This is a genomic window from Bordetella sp. (genome assembly GCF_057362025.1).
In genome coordinates, this window is sequence record NZ_JBMQQZ010000108.1 from 40,607 (window position 1) to 59,485 (window position 18,879).

Consider the following 18,879-nt stretch of genomic DNA (forward strand, 5'->3'; position numbering starts at 1 on the left):
ACTCGCGAGGAAATGGCGATGGTGGCGGCCCCGGGGGCCGGCGCTGCCGGCCTGCCAGGGGAAGAAAAGGCCTTTTTTGCTGAAGGACGGATGCGAGGGTCAGCGGGCGCGTTCCCTGGCTTCAAGCGCCTTCTTTTGCAAATGGCTGGCGAAGTTGCAGGGCTTGTGGCGGCTGTCCAGCTGTTCGCGCAGGATGTGGTTCCATGCGGTTTCGCAGGCGCCGGTGGAGCCGGGCAGGCAGAACACCACCGTGTCGTTGGCGTAGCCGGCCAGGGCGCGCGACTGGATGGTGGAGCTGCCGATCTCCTGGTAGGACACGTGGCGGAACAATTCGCCGAAACCCGTGATTTCCTTGTCCAGCAGGGGCGCTACCGCCTCGGGGGTGGAGTCGCGATGCGAGAAGCCCGTCCCGCCGGTGATCAGGATGACCTGGACTTCGGCGTCGGCGATCCATGCACTGACGACGCGGCGGATCTGGTACACGTTGTCCTTCACCAGGTCGCGCCGCACGCAATCGTGTCCGTCGCGCGCCAGGGTTTCGGCCAGCCAGTTGCCGGAGGTGTCGTTGCCGGCGGTGCGCGTATCGCTGACCGTCAGGACCGCGCATGCCAGGCACGCTTTCTTGTCGTCTTTTTGCTCGCTCATGTGCTTTCCTTCGATAAACCGCTGGCGCCGGCGTCCCATGAATGGGTCCGGTCGTGATCCGCTTGGCGTTGTTCGACCCAGAAGCTGCGGCCGCCAGCCAGCGTTTCGCGCTTCCAGAAGGGCGCACGCGTCTTCAGCGCATCGATGATGTATTCGCAGGCGCGGAAAGCGTCGCCGCGGTGCGCGCTGGCGGCGCCCACGAATACGATCTGGGCGTTGCGCGGCAGCGCGCCCACGCGGTGGGCGATGACGAAATCGATGACGCGCCAGCGCTTCATGGCCTGGTCGCCGATGTCCTGCAGTTCGCGTTCGCACATTCCCGGATAGTGATCCAGGAACAGGGTTTCGGTGGCCTCGTCCGCGGAGAAGTCGCGGACATAGCCGGTGAAGGTGACGATGGCGCCGGCGGCGGCGCCCGCGCGTTCGCGCAGCGCGGCCTGCAAAGCCGCCGCGTCGAAGTCGGCTTCCTGTACCACGACCATGGCGATCAGCCTCCGGTGACGGGCTCGAAAACGGCGACTTCGTCGCCGGCCTTTATCGTGACCGTGGCCTTGACGTGGGTCTGGTTCACCGCAAGCCTGAGCCGGGCGGCGGGCGCCAGCTGGGGATAGCGCTGTTCCAGGCTGGCCAGCAGCGCAAGGCCGGTCACGCTGTCGTCCGGCAGCGGCCAGGCTTCCGCCCGGCGGCCGGTCATTTCGGCGACGCGCGCGAAATACAGGAGTTGGATGGCCGGATCCATGCCGGGATTCTGATTCGAGCCGCTCACCGCGCACCTCTGGGCCGTCGGCCCGAAATCGTCTGCATAGTTGTCCTGTCGCGTCGGCGCGCTGGCGAGAACGGACGCGGTGCCGGCCGGGGGCGCACGATTCCCAAGACTCCCGCATTCTACCGCGTCGACCGGACGATGGCGTGGCCGGTCGGCGGGGGAGGGACGGCGCGGGTTGCCGCCGCGCGCCACGTCCCGCTGCGTCCGATATTCATCGCGCCAGGCTTCGCGCAGGGCCGGTGACGGCATCATGCCGCGTTTTTCGTGGCCGGTTCCCTTGCGTAACGGGTGGATGGCGGCACCGGAAGGTGGCTGCCCCGGTTGTAACAACCCGGTATGCGAGCGCCCGGCCTATCTTTTGGAGGCAGCATGCCGGAAGTAGTGTCGAATCAGTCGTTTATATCGCCATATGTGGCCTTGGAACCGCTCGCGGAGGGAACCGATGCGCCTACCTGCGTAGCCGAAGGCCCCGGTCTGGACAAGCTATCGGGCAAATATGAGATTCCGTTATGCGATCGCCCTACGCTGAATATCCTGGTGGACCGTTGGTTGATGGGGGACCGCCACGCCTTCGATCCGGACTTCGCCACGCGCGATAGGGCGATCAATTCTGTCGCGCATAAGACATATGCCAGGAGACGGGAACTCCAGGACGACGCTCAGCAGTTCTTCCTGGATGTGCGGTCCGAACGCCTGGCGCAAAAACGCTGCTATGCGCGCGAAATACCGAATGTGCCCAACCGGGATCCCGGCGAGCAGTTGGCGAGCTTGCTGGACGCTTGCCCCGGTCTGGTCCTGGGAGAAGTGCACAGCCATGTCGGAGCCAGGAAATTGCTCATCGAGAATATGCCGGCGCTCAAGGCACAAGGTGTGGAGCGCTTGTACATGGAGCATCTATTGACCGATGTCCATGGCGATGCGCTCGCTGAATTGAATGGGTCGCCGCACAACGAAATATCGGCGGGCCTGGCCCGTTACCTGCGGGAACAGGAAAACGGGTGGGAGCCGTTTCGCAGGCTGGACCGCGCGGTCACGGAAAAGTACAGCTATGGCTCGCTCGTGGAGGCCGCGCATCGGGCCGGCATAAGCGTTATTGCCGTTGACTGCGCGGCGAGTTATTTCCTGAAGGGCGGCGAGAGCTATGCCGACGATAGCGAGGCGTGGCGTATACCCGTCATGAATTATTTTTCTTATCTCGTCATGAATGAAACCAATCATGCGTGCGATCGTGTTCCCCGGGAGGGCCAGGATGGCAAATGGATCGCCCTGGTGGGAAACGCGCACATGAGCGTATTCGATGGCGTTCCCGGGCTTTCAGAGCTGATGGGTGTGCCGGGGGTGCGGTTCGAGGACGCGACGGAAAACCGCGTCGATGCGGATGCCGGCTTCGAAATCGAGCATCCGTCGTGCTTCGTCGGGGATAAGGAAACCATCCGGATAAAGGGCGACTTCGTATTCAAGGTGGATGTGCGGGAGCCTGGCGTGGCGCAGGCAACCGCCCGGCAACGGCCGTCCTTCCTGAACCGGGCCTTGGACTACCTGTCGTGCTATCCCCGGTCCCGGGGGACCTGACCTGCGCCCGAGTCCGCCCGCCATTCGCCGCTTTTGCCGCCGGCCTTGTATTCGAGGCGGATCTGCTCGATGACGATGCCCTTGTCGGCCGCCTTGCACATGTCGTAGACCGTCAGGGCGGCCACGCTGCAGGCGGTCATGGCTTCCATTTCGACGCCGGTGCGGAAGTCCGTGCGGCAGGTGGCGCGGATATCGATGCTGTGCGTCGCGTCGTCCAAGGCGAAGTCCACGCCGACGAACGACAGCGGCAGGCTGTGGCACAGGGGGATCAGGTCGGCGCAGCGCTTGGCGGCCAGCATACCGGCCACGCGGGCGGTATTCAGCACCTCGCCCTTGCCCTGGCCCGGCTGGGTAAGCAGGCCGTAGGCGGTGGCGTTCATGCGCACGCGGGCCGCCGCGATGGCGACGCGGGCAGTGACGGTTTTGCCGCCAACGTCGACCATGCGGACCTGGCCGGATTCATCGAGGTGGCTCAAGGCCGGGGTAGAGGTGGACATGCCGATGCGCCGCCTTGGGCGGTCCGTTCAAGATTTGAAACGAAATTACGCCAGCGACGTAATTGTTTGATGTTGCACCCAAACGCGCCTGAATCGCGGCGTTCGGGCTGCCTATGATAATGGACGCGTACAGGCCAGGGGGCCATAATCCCGCAACGCCTACAGGAGATGATGGATGCCCTCGTATTTGCCCCGAATTCGATTTACGCGGCGGTTTTTGCGGATCGCGGGGGCGGTCGTAGGGCTGATCCTGCTTCTGCTCGCGCTGGCCGCATGGCAGGTGCCGGAACTCACGCGCCGCGCGCTGACCCGTGACGTCGCGGCGCTGCTGGGGCGCGAGATCCAGGTCGGCAAGATCACGTTCAATCCTTTTTCGCTGACGCTGCGCGTGCACGATTTCGCCATCGCGCAGCCGGGCGGCGCCCAGCCCCTGCTGACGGTGGCCGAAGCCGATGCCAGCGCTTCGTGGAAGTCGCTGTTCTGGTTCGCTCCGGTGGTGGATGCGATGGTGTTGCGCGAGCCGCGCGTGGCGCTGGTGCGCGACGCGCGGGCGCATTTCAACTTCTCGGATATCCAGCAGAAACTGGAGGAAATGAGCGCCGGCAAGCCGGAACCCGCGCCGGATGAAAAAGACAAGCCCCTGCCGCGGTTTTCACTGAACAACATGCGGCTGGAGAATGGCTCGATCACCCTGGATGACAAGGTGACGGGCCGCCAGCAGGTTATCGACCAGATCGCCCTGGGCGTACCGTTCATTTCAAACTTCGGCTATGCCACCGATATCGATGTCGTGCCGAAATTCCATGCGCGGATCAACGGCAGCCCCTTCGACCTGAACGGTACGGCGCGGCCGTTCGACGCTACCCCCACATCCACGCTGGATGTGGTCTTCAGCGGACTCGAACTGGAAAAATGGGCCGACGCGTGGGGGGTGCCGTTGCCCGTGAAATTGAACCGAGCGCTGCTGGATTCCGATCTGCACATCGCCTTCGAGCAGCCCAAGGATGCGGCGCCCAAGCTGCGCATCACCGGGGGCCTGAGCCTGCGTGACGTGGACCTGCGCGAGGCCTCGGATGAGCGCCTGGCGGCATGGAGCGCGCTGAACGTGCGTGGCGTGGATGCGCTGCCGCTGGAAAGGCGCCTGCAGGTCGGCGAAGTGACGCTGACGGATCCGAACATCCAGACGCGCCGCTACGCGGACCAGCGCGTCAATTGGCTGGACGTCATCGACAAATTGCAGCGCCTGGGCGCGGGCGCCAAAACGGAGGGGCCGGCCACGGTGTCCACCGTGAAAACCGCATCCGTGCCGCCGGTAGCCGCGCCAGGGACCGCCGCGCCGCCGGCGGCCAACCCCGACTCCCCGGCGACGGGATCGACGGCGACGGACACCGCGACTGCCGCGCCGCGGGCGCCTGCCGGGGCCGCAGCCGCGCCACCGGCGGCCGAGGCGAAGGACGGCACCGCACCGGCGGACACCGCGCCCGCGACCGTCATCCCGCCGACGACGGCACAACCGGCAGCAGCGCCGGCGGCAGCATCACCGACCACAGCACCGCCGGCAGCAGCACCGCCAACCACAGCACCGCCGGCCACGACGGCCGCCGCCGAGCCGGATCCCTGGCATATCAATGTGGACAAGGTGTCCATCGTCAATGGCCAGCTGCGCCTGCGCGATGCGGCCACCAAACTGGACTATGCGCTGGACAAGGTCTCGGTGTCCGTCGCCCATGTCGCGCTGCCCCAACCCAAGGACCAGCCCATCGCCATCGAGCTGGGCGCGGAGAACCCCGATGGCGCCACGCTGCATGCCACCGGCGGCGTGATCCTGCAGCCTCTGGCCCTGACCCTGGATGCGAAGACCGAGCGCCTGCCGCTGGCGCCGTTCGCCAGCGCGGTGCGCAGCTTCGCGCCGGTAACTCTGCTGGCGGGCACCGTGGGCGCCGCCGCCAAGGTCGACGTCCGGGACAAGGCCGGCACGTATGCCATCCAGGCATCCGACATCAAACTGGACCTCGCCGGCGTATCCGCACGCGACGAAACGCTGAATCCCCCGATCACGGTGGCCGTGAAGCGCCTGGCGCTGGGCGTGGACAGGTTCGTGCTGGGCTCGGGATCGTCGAAGTTCGACCTGCGCGCTTCAGGCCTCCTGGGTGACGGCGACCTGGCATCCCAGGGCAGCCTGACGCTGAACCCGCTGGCGGTGAAGGCGCGTGTCGACCTGTCCAACCTGGACGTGGCGACGCTGGCGCCGTATGCCGCATCGCGCTTGAACGCGACGGTGAAATCGATCCGGCTGGGTGCCAAAGGCGATGTGGACTTCACCGGCGCGCGGGGCGCGGCGCCGATGAAAGTCACGTGGAAGGGCGGCGTGGACGTCAGCGACCTGAACCTGCAGGATCGTGTGAACCGTGCCGATTTCCTGGCCTGGAAGCTGCTCAGCCTGCGCAGCATGGCGATATCGCTGGCTGGCGGCAAGCCCACGATAGACCTGGGCGATGTGACGCTGGACAATTTCTACGGCAACGTGCTGCTGAATTCCCAGGGTCAGCTCAACGTGATGAGCCTGATCGCCGAACCCGGCAAGGCGGGCGGCTCCATCACGCAGGACACGCAGGCGCGCGAGACGCCATCGACGCCGGCGCCGGAGCCGTCCCGGACGAAGGCGTCCAGCGGCCCGGCCGAATCCCGCGCCCATGGCGACATGCCCGATATCGCCGTTCGCAGCGTCACGCTGAAGAATGGACGGGCGACGTTCAACGACCGCTTCGTGCGGCCCAACTACACCGCCGAACTGTCCGCCATCGAGGGGTCTGTGTCGGCGGTATCGTCCACCGACCCCAAGCCCGCCAAGGTCAGCGTGACGGGGCGTGTGTACCGTACCGCGCCGCTGTCGATCAGCGGCATCGTCCAGCCCTTCGCCAAATTCCTGACGCTGGACATCAAGGCGTCGGCGCGCGGCGTCGACCTGCCGCGCTTCACGACGTACTCGGCGAAGTACGTCGGCTACCCCATCGAGCGCGGCAAGCTGTCGATGGATGTCGAATACCGCCTGAAGGACCGGCAGCTGCAGGCCAGCAACCGTGTGCAGCTGGACCAGCTGACCTTCGGCGCGAAGACCGACAGCCCGCAGGCGACCACCTTGCCGGTAATGCTTGCCGTCGCATTGTTGAAAGATCGTTCCGGCAATATCGATATCAACCTGCCGATATCCGGGTCGCTGGACGATCCCAATTTTTCGGTGGGCGGCATCATCCTCCGTGTCATCGGCAACCTCATCGTCAAGGCCGTCACCTCGCCGTTCAGCCTGCTGGCGTCGGCCTTCGGCGGGGGCGACGAGCTGTCCTATATCGCCTTCGAGCCGGGCAGCTCGACGCTGAGCGACGACGACAAAGCGAAGCTGAAGAAGCTGGCGGCGGCGATGGCCGACCGGCCGTCGCTGAAGATGGACATCGCCGGACGCGCGGACCCTGTGTCCGACGAGGCCGGCCTGCGCCAGGCCTGGGTGGATATGCGCATCCGTGCCGCGCGCTCGCGCGCCACCGGCAAGAGCGGCAGGCTGGATGGCGATGCGCCGCTGTCCGAGGCCGAACGCGCGAAATACCTGGAGGCCGCTTACGACAACGCCAAGATCGACAACAAGCCGCGCAATTTCATCGGCATGGCGAAATCCGTGCCGCCGGCGCAGATGGAAGCCTTGCTGAAGCAGGCGGCGCCTGCCGGCGAGAATCAATTGCGCAAGCTGGCCGATGCGCGGGCCCAGGCGGCGTATGAACAGTTGCAGCAGCAGGGTGCGCCGATGGACCGGATATTCATGGTCGCACCGAATCTGTCGGCGGACGGTGTGAAGGACAAAGGTCCGCCGAGCCGGGTGGAATTTTCCTTGAGGCGTTGAGGCCGCCCGCCGGGGGCGTTCCCGGCATAGGGTAACGAACGGAGTTCATCAGCATGGACGACAAGCACCTGGATAGCCTTCTGCCGCCGCTGCGCCTGGATCGCCGCGGTTTCATCGCGACAGCCGCGGCATCGGGCTTTTGCCTCGCGGCGGGGCCCGTCATGGCGCAGACGGCGATCAAGACCGACGCCAAGGGATTGACCGCCGGCTGGGTGGAAGTGCCGGCCGCCGGCGGGAATATGCGCGCCTATCGCGCCCAGCCGCAGCGGGGTACCCGTCTGCCGACGGTGCTGGTGGTGCCGGAAATCTTCGGCTTGCATGAGTACATCCAGGATATCTGCCGGCGCCTCGCGCACCGCGGCTACCTGGCCATCGCGCCCGACCTCTTCGCGCGCCAGGGCGATCCCACGAAGTACACCGATATTGCCAAGCTGCAGGCGGATATCATCAGCAAAATTCCGGATCCGCAGGCGATCGGCGACCTGGACGCCACCGCCAAATGGGCGGCGGGGCATAACGGCGACGCCGACAGGCTGGGCATTATCGGGTTCTGCTGGGGCGGCCGCTTCGTCTGGCTGTACTCGGCCCACGATCCCAAGCTGAAGGCCGGTGCGGCGTTCTACGGCCCCTTGCGCGGCAAGCGCGACGAGACCCTGCGGCCGAAATTCCCCGTGGACATTGCCGGCGACATGCATGCGCCCGTGCGCGGCGCCTACGGCGCTGAAGACACCGGCATCACGCAGGACGACGTCGCCGCCATGCGGGAAGCGCTATCCAGGGGTTCCGCCGCCGCCAAGGCGTCCGTCATCGATGTGTACCAGGGCGCCGGCCATGCATTTCATGCCGACTATCGGCCGAGTTACCGCAAGGCGCAGGCGGAACAGGCCTGGGAGCGTATGCTCGAATGGTTTTCGCAGCATAATCTGGCATCGTCGGCGCAGGGTTGACCTGCGCGCGTGTCCGGCCGCTGGCCAGGCACGGGCGTTGCGGCTCGTGGCGACATCGCCGCGACGAGCGCATGAAATGCGTTTTTCGTTGTTTCACTGGAGATAATCAATGACCATCAAAGTCGGCGACCGGGTCCCTGACGGCACCCTGACCGAGTTCATCGAAACCGAGACCGAGAGCTGCGCGCTCGGTCCGAACAACTTCCAGGTCGCAGACCTGGTGAAGGGCAAGAAGATCGTGGTGTTTGCCGTGCCGGGCGCTTTCACGCCGACCTGCTCGAACAAGCACCTGCCGGGCTTTATCCAGAATGCGGATGCGTTCAAGGCCAAGGGCGTGGACGAGATCTGGTGCGTGTCGGTCAACGACGCCTTCGTCATGGGCGCCTGGGGCCGCGACCAGAAGACGGGCGGCAAGGTCCGCATGCTGGCCGACGGTTCGGCCAGCTGGACGAAGGCGCTGGGCCTGGAACTGGACCTGAACGCGCGGGGCATGGGCATGCGTTCGCAGCGTTACGCCATGGTGCTGGACGATGGCGCAGTCAAGGCGCTGAATATCGAAGCACCCGGCAAGTTCGAGGTCAGCGACGCGGCATCGATGCTCGCCAAGTGCTGACACGGTTGCCTGCTTGCTGAGTACCGTCCATCCGAGAGCCGCCCAGCGCGGCTCTCGCCATTAAGCGCACTATGTTCGCCACGATTTCCTCTTTCTCTTCCCTGTATATGGCCGCGCTGCTGATGCTGTGCGGTACCGGCCTCTTCAATACCTTCATGGGGCTGCGCCTGACCGCGCAGTCCGTCAGTCCGTTCTGGGTGGGTACCCTGATCGCGGGCTATTACCTGGGGTTGGTCTGCGGCGCGCGGCTGGGACACCGGCTGCTTATCCGCGTGGGCCACATCCGCGCTTTCGTGGCGTGCGCGGCCATCGCCGCCGTCATGGTGCTGGCCCAGGCTTCGATCGAGATATTGTCCCTGTGGCTGCTATTCCGGCTGGTTGCCGGCATCGCCATGGTGACGCAGTTCATGGTGCTGGAAAGCTGGCTGAACGAGCAGACGGAAAACCGGCTGCGCGGCCGGGTTTTCTCCGTCTACATGCTGATGTCCGGCCTGGGCACCGTCCTGGGCCAGCTGTCGCTGACCCTATTCGCCACGCTGGACCTGCGGCCCCTGACGCTGGTGGCGGTATTCCAGATTCTCTGCCTGGTGCCCATCGCGCTGACCGCGCGCTCGCATCCGGCCACGCCTGTGCCGGCGCCGCTGGACCTGCGCTTCTTCGCGGCGCGCGTGCCGCTGTCGCTGACCGTGCTGTTCGTCGCGGGGCTGCTGTCCGGCGGTTTCTACGGCCTGGCCCCTGTGTACGCGGCGCGGCACGGTTTTTCCACCGCGCAGGTGGCGGTGTATGTCGCCGCCACCGTGACGGCCGGCTTGCTGTCGCAGTTTCCGATGGGGTGGGTGTCCGACCGGGTCAATCGCGCCGGATTGATCCGTTTCAACGCGGCGCTGCTGACGGTGCTGCCGGCCCTGATGTGGGGATGGCTGTCCATGCCGTTCCCGTTGCTGCTATTGCTGTCATGCGTGTTCGGCGTGCTGCAGTTCACGCTGTATCCGCTGGGCGCGGCCTTCGCCAACGACCATGTGGAGCCGGAGCGCCGGGTCGGCCTGAGCGCGATCCTGCTGATGGCCTATGGCATCGGCGCTTGCGTCGGGCCATTGATCGCCGGCGGGCTGATGTCGCTGGCGGGCCCCAACATGTATTACGTGTTCATCTCCGCTTGCGCCCTGACGCTGGTGCTGACCGTGCGGCCCATCAAAGTGACGCACGAGCATCAGGTGGACGAGGCGCCCATGCACTTCCAGGCCATGCCGGATGCGCTGCAAAGCTCGCCCGCGGCCGCCGCCACCCTGGATCCGCGGGTGGACCCGGAGGTCGACCAGCAACTCGTGATGGTCGAGCCCCAGGCCGACGTGGTGGCGCCTCCCCGGTCCCCGGCCGCGGAGACCGAAGCGTCCGTGGCAAAAGAGACACGGGCCGAAGACGAGACGCGCGTTTAGCGCTCACGTATCGGACGTCCCCGGTAGCGGGGCGTTGCGCCTGTCCATAGCGCGCGTTTCGCCTGGCTAGGGCGCTTTGGCTTTGGCTATGGTTTCCATAGTCCTGGTCTAATGTGGGCGGATTATTTGCGTTTATGGAAATATGATTTCCTTATCCTAGGGTTTATCCCTAAGTCCTTGCGGCGCAGAATGCGTTTCATCGGGAACAGCAACGGACATCGCGGAACCCCTCCCCTCCCTCTCCGCGATGTCCGTCCCGAACCACTCAACCAGGACTAAGGAGTACTGCCATGAATGCCAAGACCATCGTTTCCGCCGTGATTCTTTCCTTCGCCGCCATCGGCGCGGCCCAGGCGGCCAACAGCGAACCGGACAACGTTCCCTTCCAGGGCGTCTACGGCCAGGCCGCCAATACCGTAAGCCGCGCGCAAGTCGTCGCGGAACTGCAGCAAGCGCGCCTTGCCGGCCTGACGGGCAACAGCGAATCGAACAACGCTCCGTTCACCGCGCAAGCCGATAACGGTGTGACGCGTGCCCAGATCACTGCCGATATCGACCGCGGCAACACGACGACCAGCATTGCCTTCGGCGACCTGGACAACCAGCCGTTCCAAGGTGCGTAAGTCCCGGCGGGATTCGACGCCCGCTCCGAAGATGCCGGCTCCATGCAGTTGCCGCCATCATCGCAAGAACAATCGGCCCCGCTGATCGCGGGGCCGATTCATTTCCGCCGCCGGCCGCGGCGGGGCGTCGATGCGCGATGCCGGTGACCGGCCATCCCGACCGGCGCCGGGATCGTCGTGGCGCGGCTATTGGAACGTATGGGCGATCGTGGCGTTGCGGTCCGCCGTGACGGTCAGGGTCTGGTGGTAATCCGGGCTCGCATTATTGCGCACGGTGATGTCGTACTTGCCCGGCGCCAGTCTCAGGCTGTTCAAGGGTGGACTGACGCCCCGCGATTTACCGTTGACGAGCACCTCGCCCCAGGGGCGGATGGCGACCGCCACCGCGACCGGCGTTTTGCTGGCGGCGGGAATAGACGGTTTTGCCGCGGCGTTCGCGGTCGCGCCGGGTTTGGTATCGGGTTTGGCGGCGCTCGCGACGGCGGCGGTTGCGCTGGCGTTTCCTGTGGCCGCGCCCGTGCTTGTGTCTGTGCCCGTGGCCATGGGGCCCGCGGCGCCCGACGGCGCGGAAGTCGCCGATGCATCCGGTGCCGTCGACGCGGCAGCGGGCGAGGCGCTATCGGCGCCGGAGGGCGGCGCCGTTGACGCACCGGGGGTGAGGTCGGGGTTATCCCGCGCCGCCGCTGTCCCCGCGCCATTCGATGGCGACGCGCCTGGACTGTTGGCGGTGGAAACCGGCGGGGTCCCGGACGGCGCCGTACTGGCCAATGATGATGTGGGACTATTGTCGGGCGCTCCCTCGGCGCCGCCCCTGGTCGATTCCTGCGCCAGGGGTGGCGCCGCTTCCGGCGCTTTGCCCGGCACCGCATCCGGCGTCCCGCTGCTCGCGGTATCGGAAGCGCCGGTTTGCGTCGCTTTCGATGCGTCTCCTTGTGCGTTGCCCGGCGCGGTGGTCGATACGCGGGCCACGGATCTGATGCGCGGCGACGGCTGGGGACGCAGCCATACGTAAAGCACGACCGCGATCAGCGCGGACACCGCCAGGACCAATAGCCGGGGCGCGCGTTGGCGCGGACGGTGCCTGCGCGAAGCGGACGCCCGCGGCCGCTCGCTTTTCGGATATCGACGTTCGGGATCCTCGCGCGTGTGGACGGACGCAACGGCCTCCGCGTATTGGGCGGCGGCGGGATCCTGCGCGGGTGCCCGCGCGGTGGCAGCCTGCGTATCGGCCAGCCGTCCTTCCCGATACACGGTGACGCCGCTCTCCCGGCCGCCGGCATCATGTCCGCCGGAAGCCGGCTCGAGCCCGGCGCCGCCGGCCGGCGCGGCGGGTTCCGCATCGATAGCGCGGGGCAGCCCGTCCGGGTCCTCCAGCGCGCTCGGATGATGGCGGGGCACGGCTCCGGCGGCCGGCGGCGATACCTCCATCGGCGCGGCAGCCATGCCGGCGCCTGCCCCGACTTCCGGCGGCGATACATCCATCGACGTGGCGTCCACGCTGGCGCCTGCGCCGATTTCCGGAATCTCCGCTCCAGTCCGCGACGTCCCGGCCAGTGTCGCGTTGCCCAGCGGCGCCGCGGTCTCCTTCGCCACGGCGGCGGGTGCCGCGTCGAACCCCAGCAACTGCGCGAATTCGTCGATGTCCCGTGGACGCGCCCGCGCGTCCATGGCCAGGCCGCTGTCCAGCACGGCGCAGAAGGCCTGTTCCTCGGACCCGCGCCGTTGCGCCAGGGGCACATAATCGTCGCGCACGCAGCGGGCCAGCGCCGGTGGCGGGGCAAGGCCGGTCAGCAGCGCGCAGGCGGTGGCGGAAAGCGCGTAGATATCCGTCCATGGCCCGCAAGGGGTGTCCGGGTCGTCCGTGTATTGCTCGAAGGCGGCATAGCCCTCGCGGCGGGTCGCGTTCTCCGCATTGGCCGCCGGCGCCAGGGGGGGCGTCAGCAGGCTCGCGCGGCCGTACGCGTCCCACCCGATCGTCGAAGGCGTGATGTCTCCGTGCGCGCGTCCCGCCCGGTGCAGATCGCGCAGGGCAGGGGCAAGGTCGGCCAGGATGCGGCGGATGCGGTCCGTCGCCATGCCGCCCGCGGCCGCGTAGCGGTCCAGCGTTTCAACGTCACGCGCGGGCAAGGATGCGGAAACTGAGGGCATGGTCGGCTCCGGGAGCTGGCGTTGTCATGGCCGCCACGCGGGCAGCGAGGAAAACAGCCGGGAAAACAATGTTGCGTTCAGGGCGCCGCCGTGTACATAGGTCTGAAGCGGGGCCCCGTCGGCCTGGTTGGTCCACCAATAGCTGGTATGAGAACTGGGGTTGAAGCAGAACGGCAGGTCGGGCCAGGCCGCCAGCGATCGCGTGGCCAGCGGGGTGGCGGCCGCGGTCGTGCCGGCATTGAGGATATCCATGATGTCGTTGCCGCCCGGTGACGGCAGCTCCGGCGCGCCGCCGGGCAGGCTGACGTACAGCAGCGACCGGTCGAAGATTTCCGGTGTGCAGCCGTGCCTGACCGCGGCCAGCATGTTCAGGCCGATCTGGCGGTAGTAGTCGGTCGCGCCGTCGAGCAGGCCGCTGCTGTACTCGTGGGCGCGCATCGGCAGGGCCACGCACAGCGGATAGCCGCGGCCCACGCGGTCGCGGCTGGGCGCGATGCAGCCCAGCTGCGCGACGCCCGCCCCCAGGCCGGCGGGAATGGCGAAGTTCCAGATGGGCGCGCCGGCGAAGCCGCGCGCTGTGTGCGGCTCCGCCGCCTGCTTCAGCCCGGCCACGCCGTGTTGCAGCCAGCGGTCCCACCATGCAATCAGTTCGCGGGAAAGCCGCCGGTGCACGAAGTCGCCCGAGGCGGGAATTTTTCCGTACCAGCCCAGGCGGGCATTCAGTTCGCCGCGGTTCGCGCCATCCATGTTTTCCGTCCATCCGCCGTCGGTTCTCTTGGCCATGCCCGTATCCGTTCGCGCCATCCCGGCCCGCTCAAGCCTTGCCCGGACAGCTGTAGCCCTGCATCTCGGCCAGGTGGAACGGGCTCTTGACGCTGCTGGCGGTGATTTCCAGCACCACTTTGCGGCCGTTGAAGTCGAAGGTCGCCACAGTGGTTTCCGGCGACTTGCCGCGCGTCAGCTGGGCCTTGTCCAGCATGCGGTTCAGCGCCCACGCGCCGGAGGTCGTCATGCCGGCGGTGCCGACCTGGGGCGTCAGTTCGATGCTGACCTGGTTGGACCCGCGCGGGCCCGGCCATTGCACTGTCGTCGCCACCTGCGGGCCGTGCACGTAGCGGATGGTCTGGCCGTCGACGTCCATCAGGAATTGCGTAATGCCAGCGTCCATTTCCAGCGGCCGTATGGACACGCGGAACGAGGGCATGGGATTGCCGGCGGTGAAGTACACGTCGCGGATAATGCCGGCCTTCTGGAATGCGTCCAGATAGCCGGCGCGCTCGCCGGGCTTGCCGTCGATGCCGGGCTTGAAGCGCCATCGCGTTCCCGATACGTCTATCTGGTTGACCAGATTCTTCTGGAAGAAATCGTCCATCATGCCGTTGGGCGCGAACAACCGCGCCATGTCGTTGGGCGCGACGTCGCGGGTGGATTGCGGAGCGAAGGGATAGCGCCCGGCAATGGACTGGCGGCAGAACAGCCCAACGGTGGCCGACACGGTTTCGCCCATGCGTTCGCGGGCAACGCCGGAGACCTGGCCCGAGGCGTTGACCGACAGCGTGGCCAGCAGGTCGCGCACGGGTTCCGGCATGCGGCCGGCTTCGGCCTGCAGCTTGGTGACGACGTCCGATCCCGGCGCCGGGCTGGCGCTGCGCAGGGCGGCGTCGGCGGCGGTCAGGTAGGTATACAGATCGTTGATCAGCCCGGTGGTGGCTGCGATGGGGGGCGGCCCGCCCGCGCTGTCGTTCTGCGTCAGCCGCCGGTAGGGTTCGAAATGCCGGTCGACGATGCGCTCCAGCTTGTCGTCGCTGGCATCGGCGCGGGTCGCCGCGCCCGGGCCCGTGGGGCCGAACATCTGTTCCAGCGCGTCGCGCGTGCTGCTGACGCGATCGCGCGCCTGGTCCATCAGCGAGCGCTGGTCCGCGTTGGCATCGCGCAGCAGCGTGGTTTCGCGGGCCACGCCGCGCACCAGCCGGGCCAGCGGGGAATCGGGCGCGGATAGCGTTCGCGCCATCTGGATGTTCTGCAGCAACGACGTGCTGGGCGCCAGTTGCAGGTCGTTCAGGTATCCATCCCAGCGTGCCACGTAGTCGTTCATGTACAGGCGCTTGATATCGACGATCAACTGCCGCCGCGAGGCATCGTCCAGCAGGCCCGGGGGCGGTATGTCCAGTACCCAGGCATCGTCGCTGCGCAGCACCTCCGCCACGCGATCCACCCGTTTGTTGAACACGTTCCAGTAGCCGCGGTAGCTGTACAGGGCGGGAATGCCGTCGGTCAGCGGCTTGCCGCTCTTGCGCACGAATACCGATGTCGCCGAAGGCCCGCCCAGGGTGATCGCGGTGTTGTCCGGCGCGTCATCGTCGTTGGCCAGCATGCGGCGCAGGCGGCTGTAGGCGCGTTGCGCCAGCGTGTAGCGCGCCAGCCGTTCGCGCGCGGCGCGCACCAGTGTGTCGTCGCGCGGGAAGGGCGAGGAAAGCACCCTGTCGCGCACCAGGTTGCGCAGGTGCAGCGACAACTGGTCGTACTGGCGGCGCGTGTAGCCTTCCGGCAGCGTTTTCTGCATATCCGACAGCAGCCAGGCATGCATGAAGTCCGCATCGTAATGGTTGGCTTCGTAAAGCATCAGGTAGGCCCGCAGCGCCTCGTAGGAGAATTCCAGGTCGTTGGCGGGAGCGGTGCGCAGGGCGGTTTCCACGCGGCGCGCGACCTGCGGCAGCAGCGTCTGTTCCAGCGTGCCGCGATAGACCCCCAGCGCCGCCGACTCCATTTTGCGTCCCTGGTACAGGCCGAAGGTATGGTCCAGCGGCGGATCGCTCAATTCGAAACCGGCATCGCGCGGCAGGTACCACAGGCTGTCCAGGTAGGGCATCAGGCCCAGCACGTCGCCCGCCTGCGTGATCTTCAGATCCCGGCCCAGCTTGTCCACCGTGGGCACGCGGCGCGCCACCTCGTCCAGATAGGCGGCATTGTTCTGGTAGCTGACGATCCACCCCGCCATCAAGGCCAGGAACAGCACGGTGATCGCCCCATAGCCGGCCCAGTGCAGTTGGCGGTAGCGGCGCTCCCAGCGCAGATTGCGGCCGGCCAGGCCGGACTCGCGGAAGATCACGTCCTGCAGCAGGTTCTTCAGGAAGTAGCTGCGGCCTTCGCCCGGAGCGGGGGCTTCGGCCACCGCCGCGGCGCCCGTGTCGATGCGCAGATAGCGCTTCAGGTGGCCGGTAACCTGGTCGAAGGTTTCGCCGCCCTGCGTGCCGCTGGTGAAGTACACGCCGCGCGGCAGCAACCGCGCTTCGTACTTGGAGGTGGCGAATACGTCGCTCAGGAAGTGGCCCAGCACCGCCTGCAGGCCGGCGAACTGCTGCGGCAGCATATACGCCAGCGCGCGCCGCGCCGGGTCGGTTTCGGCAGCCAGTACCTCGGGCAGCGCATCGTCCAGGCGCCGCTGCAAAAGGCGGTATTCGGCATGGAAGGATTCGTACAGGTCGAAGTCGGCCTGCTGGGTGCGGGCGTAGGGCAGGGTGAAGCCCCATACCTGCGCCAGATCGTCGCGGCTGAAGGACGCGAAGTACTCCTCGAAGCCCGACAGCAGATCCGTCTTGGTGATCAGCACATAGACGGGGAACTGGATGCCCAGCTGTTCGCGCAATTCCTGCAGCCGGCGCCGCAGCACGGCGGCGTGCTGCACGCGCTCGGAATCGGACGCACGCAGCAGGTCTTCGACGCTGACGGTCAGCATGGCGCCGTTGATGGGCTGGCGTCCGCGGTATTTGGACAGCAGGCCCAGGAAGCCCTTCCATTCGTCCTCGTCGCCGGTGGGATCGCTTTCGTGGGTGGTATAGCGGCCGGCGGTATCCAGCAGTACCGCGTCGTCGGTGAACCACCAGTCGCAGTTGCGCGTGCCGCCCACGCCGCGCAGCGCGACCTTGCCGAAGCGGTCGGCCAGCGGGAAGTTAAGGCCGGAATTGACCAGCGCGGTGGTTTTGCCGGCGCCCGGGGCACCGATAATGACGTACCACGGCAGTTGGTAAAGATACTGCTTGGAATAGCGGTGCAGGCCGAAACGTCCCCCTTCCTGGAAGCGTGCCTTGCGCAGCAGATCGACCGCTTCGTCGAAGCGTTCCTCGAGCTGCCGCATCTGGTCGTTGTCGGCCGGCCTGGCGGCCGGCTTTTCGCGTGCGGGCCTGCGCAGCTGGCCCAGCAGCTGGGCATTCAGGCGGCCTTCGCGCCACTTGCGCCACAGCAGCCGCAGCAGCCAGATGCCGAGCAGCGCGGCGATCACGATGATGCGCACGGTCTCGCTTTCGAGCGGGCGCGTGGCGCCGATCGCCAGCAGCGGGCCGACGATCCAGACCAGGATGGACAGGGCAACGACGCCCAGGAAATTCCACAGGCCGCGGCTGAACAGGAAGCCGAAGCAGCGATAGAACAACGTAGCGATCATGGTTGCGCACCCTCTAGGGTGGTTTCGCGCGGAACGGGCGGGATCATCAGGGTGATTTCGACGCGGCGATTCAAGGCGCGGCCGGCGGGCGTATCGTTGGGCGCCATGGGATCGGCGTCGCCGCGGCCTTCCGCGCGTACCCGGCCCGGCTGGTCCAGGCGCTGTTCCAGGATGGCCTTGACCGTATCGGCGCGCGCCTGCGACAGATGCCAGTTGGACGGGTAGCGCGCGCTGCGCATGGGCTGGTTGTCCGTGTAGCCGCGCACGAGGATGATGCCGTGCGTCTCGCGCAGCGCATCCGCCACGCGCGACAGCACCGTCATGTACGAGCCGCGCACTTCCGCTGCGCCCGATTCGAAGGCGCCATCGCCGCGCAGCACGACCACGCTGCGGTCGACCTGGTCCTGCACCGTGACCAGTCCGTCGCGGATTTCCGGCGCCAGGAAGACGGCCAGGCGGGGGACGGGCGCGGGACGCGGCGCGGGTGGCGCGGCGATCTGCACGGTGGGCGCCTTCAGCGCATTCACGGCGGCGAAAACCTGGTCTGACTGCCCGCCCAGGCGCCAGCTCAACCCCAGATACAGCAGCAGCGCCAGGACAGCCGCCAGCGCGCCGTACGCCCATAGCGGGACCGGCAGGCGGCGCAGTTGCGCCTGGGCCGGGGCGTCGCGCCAGTGGGGCGAGAGCTCGCGCGGATACTCGCCGCGCGCCGAGCGCAGGATGCGCAGCAGGCGCTGGCGCAGGGTCTCCAGTTGCGAGCGGCCGTTGTCCACCACGCGGTAGCGGCCTTCGAAGCCCAGCAGCAGGCAGTAATAAAGCAATTCCAGCAGGTCCAGGTGCTGGCTGGGATTCTGCGACAGCCGGCTCAGCAGCTGGAAGAACTTTTCGCCGCCCCAGGTCTCGTTGTGGAAGGTGACCAGCAGGCTGTGTGCCGACCACACCCCATTGCCGCCCCATGGCGTCAGCGCCGCGGCCTCGTCCAGCGCGGTGCACAGGCAGTAGCGCGCGCCCAGGATGGTTTCGTTGGGAATGCCGGCCTGCTGTGCCCGCAGTTCGAATTGCCGTACCTCGTCGAGCAGGTGTTCGCGCAGCATGGCCGGCGACGGATGGCTGGCGGTGGCGCGGATCTGCGGGATCAGGTCCAGCAGGGGATTGGCGGCCGCCACCAGCGGATTGGAACCGCTGATCACGTATTCGTGCGGCCGCAGGCGGCTGGATGCCGCGGCGCCCATGTCGCCCATATCGCCGATACCGCCCGGCGGGCTGGGCAGGGCGCTGTCCGATGCATGCATTGCGTTC

The 18,879-nt window shown here is 67.0% G+C and carries 14 protein-coding genes; 6 read left to right on the forward strand and 8 right to left on the reverse strand.

What is annotated here, in order from left to right:
- Positions 1-99: 99 nt before the first annotated feature.
- From moaB to ACO1P8_RS24880, 3 genes are read right to left on the reverse strand one after another with little or no spacing between them, the layout of a single operon-like run.
- Positions 100-645, reverse strand: a complete 546-nt coding sequence (gene moaB, locus ACO1P8_RS24870) for a molybdenum cofactor biosynthesis protein B (protein ID WP_486298506.1) — start codon at positions 643-645, stop codon at positions 100-102.
- A complete protein-coding gene (locus ACO1P8_RS24875; RefSeq protein WP_486298537.1) occupies positions 642-1,136 on the reverse strand; it encodes a molybdenum cofactor biosynthesis protein MoaE in 495 nt (164 codons plus the stop codon). The genes moaB and ACO1P8_RS24875 overlap by 4 nt, the downstream gene beginning before the upstream one ends.
- Positions 1,133-1,384: a MoaD/ThiS family protein gene (locus ACO1P8_RS24880; RefSeq protein WP_486298538.1), complete on the reverse strand. Its 252-nt coding sequence runs from the start codon at positions 1,382-1,384 to the stop codon at positions 1,133-1,135. The genes ACO1P8_RS24875 and ACO1P8_RS24880 overlap by 4 nt, the downstream gene beginning before the upstream one ends.
- A gap of 564 nt (positions 1,385-1,948) precedes the next feature.
- Between ACO1P8_RS24880 and ACO1P8_RS24885 the strand changes: the two genes are divergently transcribed.
- Positions 1,949-2,983 carry a membrane-targeted effector domain-containing toxin gene (locus tag ACO1P8_RS24885; RefSeq protein ID WP_486298507.1) on the forward strand — a complete coding sequence of 345 codons (1,035 nt, stop codon included), beginning with the start codon at positions 1,949-1,951 and terminating at the stop codon, positions 2,981-2,983.
- On the opposite strand, the gene moaC is transcribed toward ACO1P8_RS24885, so the two are convergent.
- Entirely contained in the window at positions 2,959-3,480 is a 522-nt protein-coding gene (moaC, locus tag ACO1P8_RS24890; protein ID WP_486298508.1) for a cyclic pyranopterin monophosphate synthase MoaC, read from the reverse strand. The two genes, ACO1P8_RS24885 and moaC, sit on opposite strands and share 25 nt — an antisense overlap.
- 175 nt (positions 3,481-3,655) lie before the next feature.
- On the opposite strand from moaC, the gene ACO1P8_RS24895 reads away from it, so the two are divergent.
- The 5 genes from ACO1P8_RS24895 (at position 3,656) to ACO1P8_RS24915 (ending at position 10,991) form a co-directional block, all read left to right on the forward strand.
- Positions 3,656-7,372 carry a DUF748 domain-containing protein gene (locus ACO1P8_RS24895; RefSeq protein WP_486298509.1) on the forward strand — a complete coding sequence of 1,239 codons (3,717 nt, stop codon included), beginning with the start codon at positions 3,656-3,658 and terminating at the stop codon, positions 7,370-7,372.
- 47 nt (positions 7,373-7,419) lie between these two features.
- Positions 7,420-8,319 (forward strand): dienelactone hydrolase family protein, encoded by a 900-nt coding sequence (locus ACO1P8_RS24900; protein WP_486298539.1) that lies wholly within the window; start codon positions 7,420-7,422, stop codon positions 8,317-8,319.
- 109 nt (positions 8,320-8,428) lie between these two features.
- Positions 8,429-8,932 carry a redoxin family protein gene (locus tag ACO1P8_RS24905; protein ID WP_486298510.1) on the forward strand — a complete coding sequence of 168 codons (504 nt, stop codon included), beginning with the start codon at positions 8,429-8,431 and terminating at the stop codon, positions 8,930-8,932.
- 71 nt (positions 8,933-9,003) lie between these two features.
- The gene (locus ACO1P8_RS24910) at positions 9,004-10,368 is read left to right on the forward strand and encodes an MFS transporter (protein ID WP_486298511.1); all 1,365 of its coding nucleotides are present in this window, start codon (positions 9,004-9,006) and stop codon (positions 10,366-10,368) included.
- 290 nt (positions 10,369-10,658) lie between these two features.
- The gene (locus tag ACO1P8_RS24915; protein ID WP_486298512.1) at positions 10,659-10,991 is read left to right on the forward strand and encodes a DUF4148 domain-containing protein; all 333 of its coding nucleotides are present in this window, start codon (positions 10,659-10,661) and stop codon (positions 10,989-10,991) included.
- 186 nt (positions 10,992-11,177) lie between these two features.
- On the opposite strand, the gene ACO1P8_RS24920 is transcribed toward ACO1P8_RS24915, so the two are convergent.
- The 4 genes from ACO1P8_RS24920 to ACO1P8_RS24935 form a co-directional block, all read right to left on the reverse strand.
- Entirely contained in the window at positions 11,178-13,139 is a 1,962-nt protein-coding gene (locus ACO1P8_RS24920) for a serine/threonine-protein kinase (RefSeq protein ID WP_486298513.1), read from the reverse strand.
- Positions 13,140-13,163: 24 nt separating this feature from the next.
- On the reverse strand, positions 13,164-13,886 hold the full coding sequence (tagF, locus tag ACO1P8_RS24925) for a type VI secretion system-associated protein TagF (protein ID WP_486298540.1): 723 nt from the start codon (positions 13,884-13,886) through the stop codon (positions 13,164-13,166).
- Positions 13,887-13,953: 67 nt separating this feature from the next.
- Positions 13,954-17,568 (reverse strand): type VI secretion system membrane subunit TssM, encoded by a 3,615-nt coding sequence (tssM, locus tag ACO1P8_RS24930; protein ID WP_486298541.1) that lies wholly within the window; start codon positions 17,566-17,568, stop codon positions 13,954-13,956.
- An 8-nt stretch (positions 17,569-17,576) separates the two neighbouring features.
- Positions 17,577-18,872, reverse strand: coding sequence for a DotU family type VI secretion system protein (locus ACO1P8_RS24935; RefSeq protein WP_486298514.1), 1,296 nt, complete (start codon positions 18,870-18,872; stop codon positions 17,577-17,579).
- Positions 18,873-18,879: the final 7 nt, after the last annotated feature.

Bases quoted from the DNA above. Each gene is read 5' to 3' on its own strand.
- ACO1P8_RS24935 (WP_486298514.1), bottom strand. From the start codon at position 18,872: ATGCATGCATCGGACAGCGCCCTGCCCAGCCCGCCGGGCGGTATCGGC.
- ACO1P8_RS24905 (WP_486298510.1), top strand. From the start codon at position 8,429: ATGACCATCAAAGTCGGCGACCGGGTCCCTGACGGCACCCTGACCGAG.
- moaB (WP_486298506.1), bottom strand. From the start codon at position 645: ATGAGCGAGCAAAAAGACGACAAGAAAGCGTGCCTGGCATGCGCGGTC.
- ACO1P8_RS24920 (WP_486298513.1), bottom strand. From the start codon at position 13,139: ATGCCCTCAGTTTCCGCATCCTTGCCCGCGCGTGACGTTGAAACGCTG.
- ACO1P8_RS24880 (WP_486298538.1), bottom strand. From the start codon at position 1,384: ATGGATCCGGCCATCCAACTCCTGTATTTCGCGCGCGTCGCCGAAATG.
- ACO1P8_RS24895 (WP_486298509.1), top strand. From the start codon at position 3,656: ATGCCCTCGTATTTGCCCCGAATTCGATTTACGCGGCGGTTTTTGCGG.
- ACO1P8_RS24915 (WP_486298512.1), top strand. From the start codon at position 10,659: ATGAATGCCAAGACCATCGTTTCCGCCGTGATTCTTTCCTTCGCCGCC.
- tagF (WP_486298540.1), bottom strand. From the start codon at position 13,886: ATGGATGGCGCGAACCGCGGCGAACTGAATGCCCGCCTGGGCTGGTAC.
- ACO1P8_RS24910 (WP_486298511.1), top strand. From the start codon at position 9,004: ATGTTCGCCACGATTTCCTCTTTCTCTTCCCTGTATATGGCCGCGCTG.
- moaC (WP_486298508.1), bottom strand. From the start codon at position 3,480: ATGTCCACCTCTACCCCGGCCTTGAGCCACCTCGATGAATCCGGCCAG.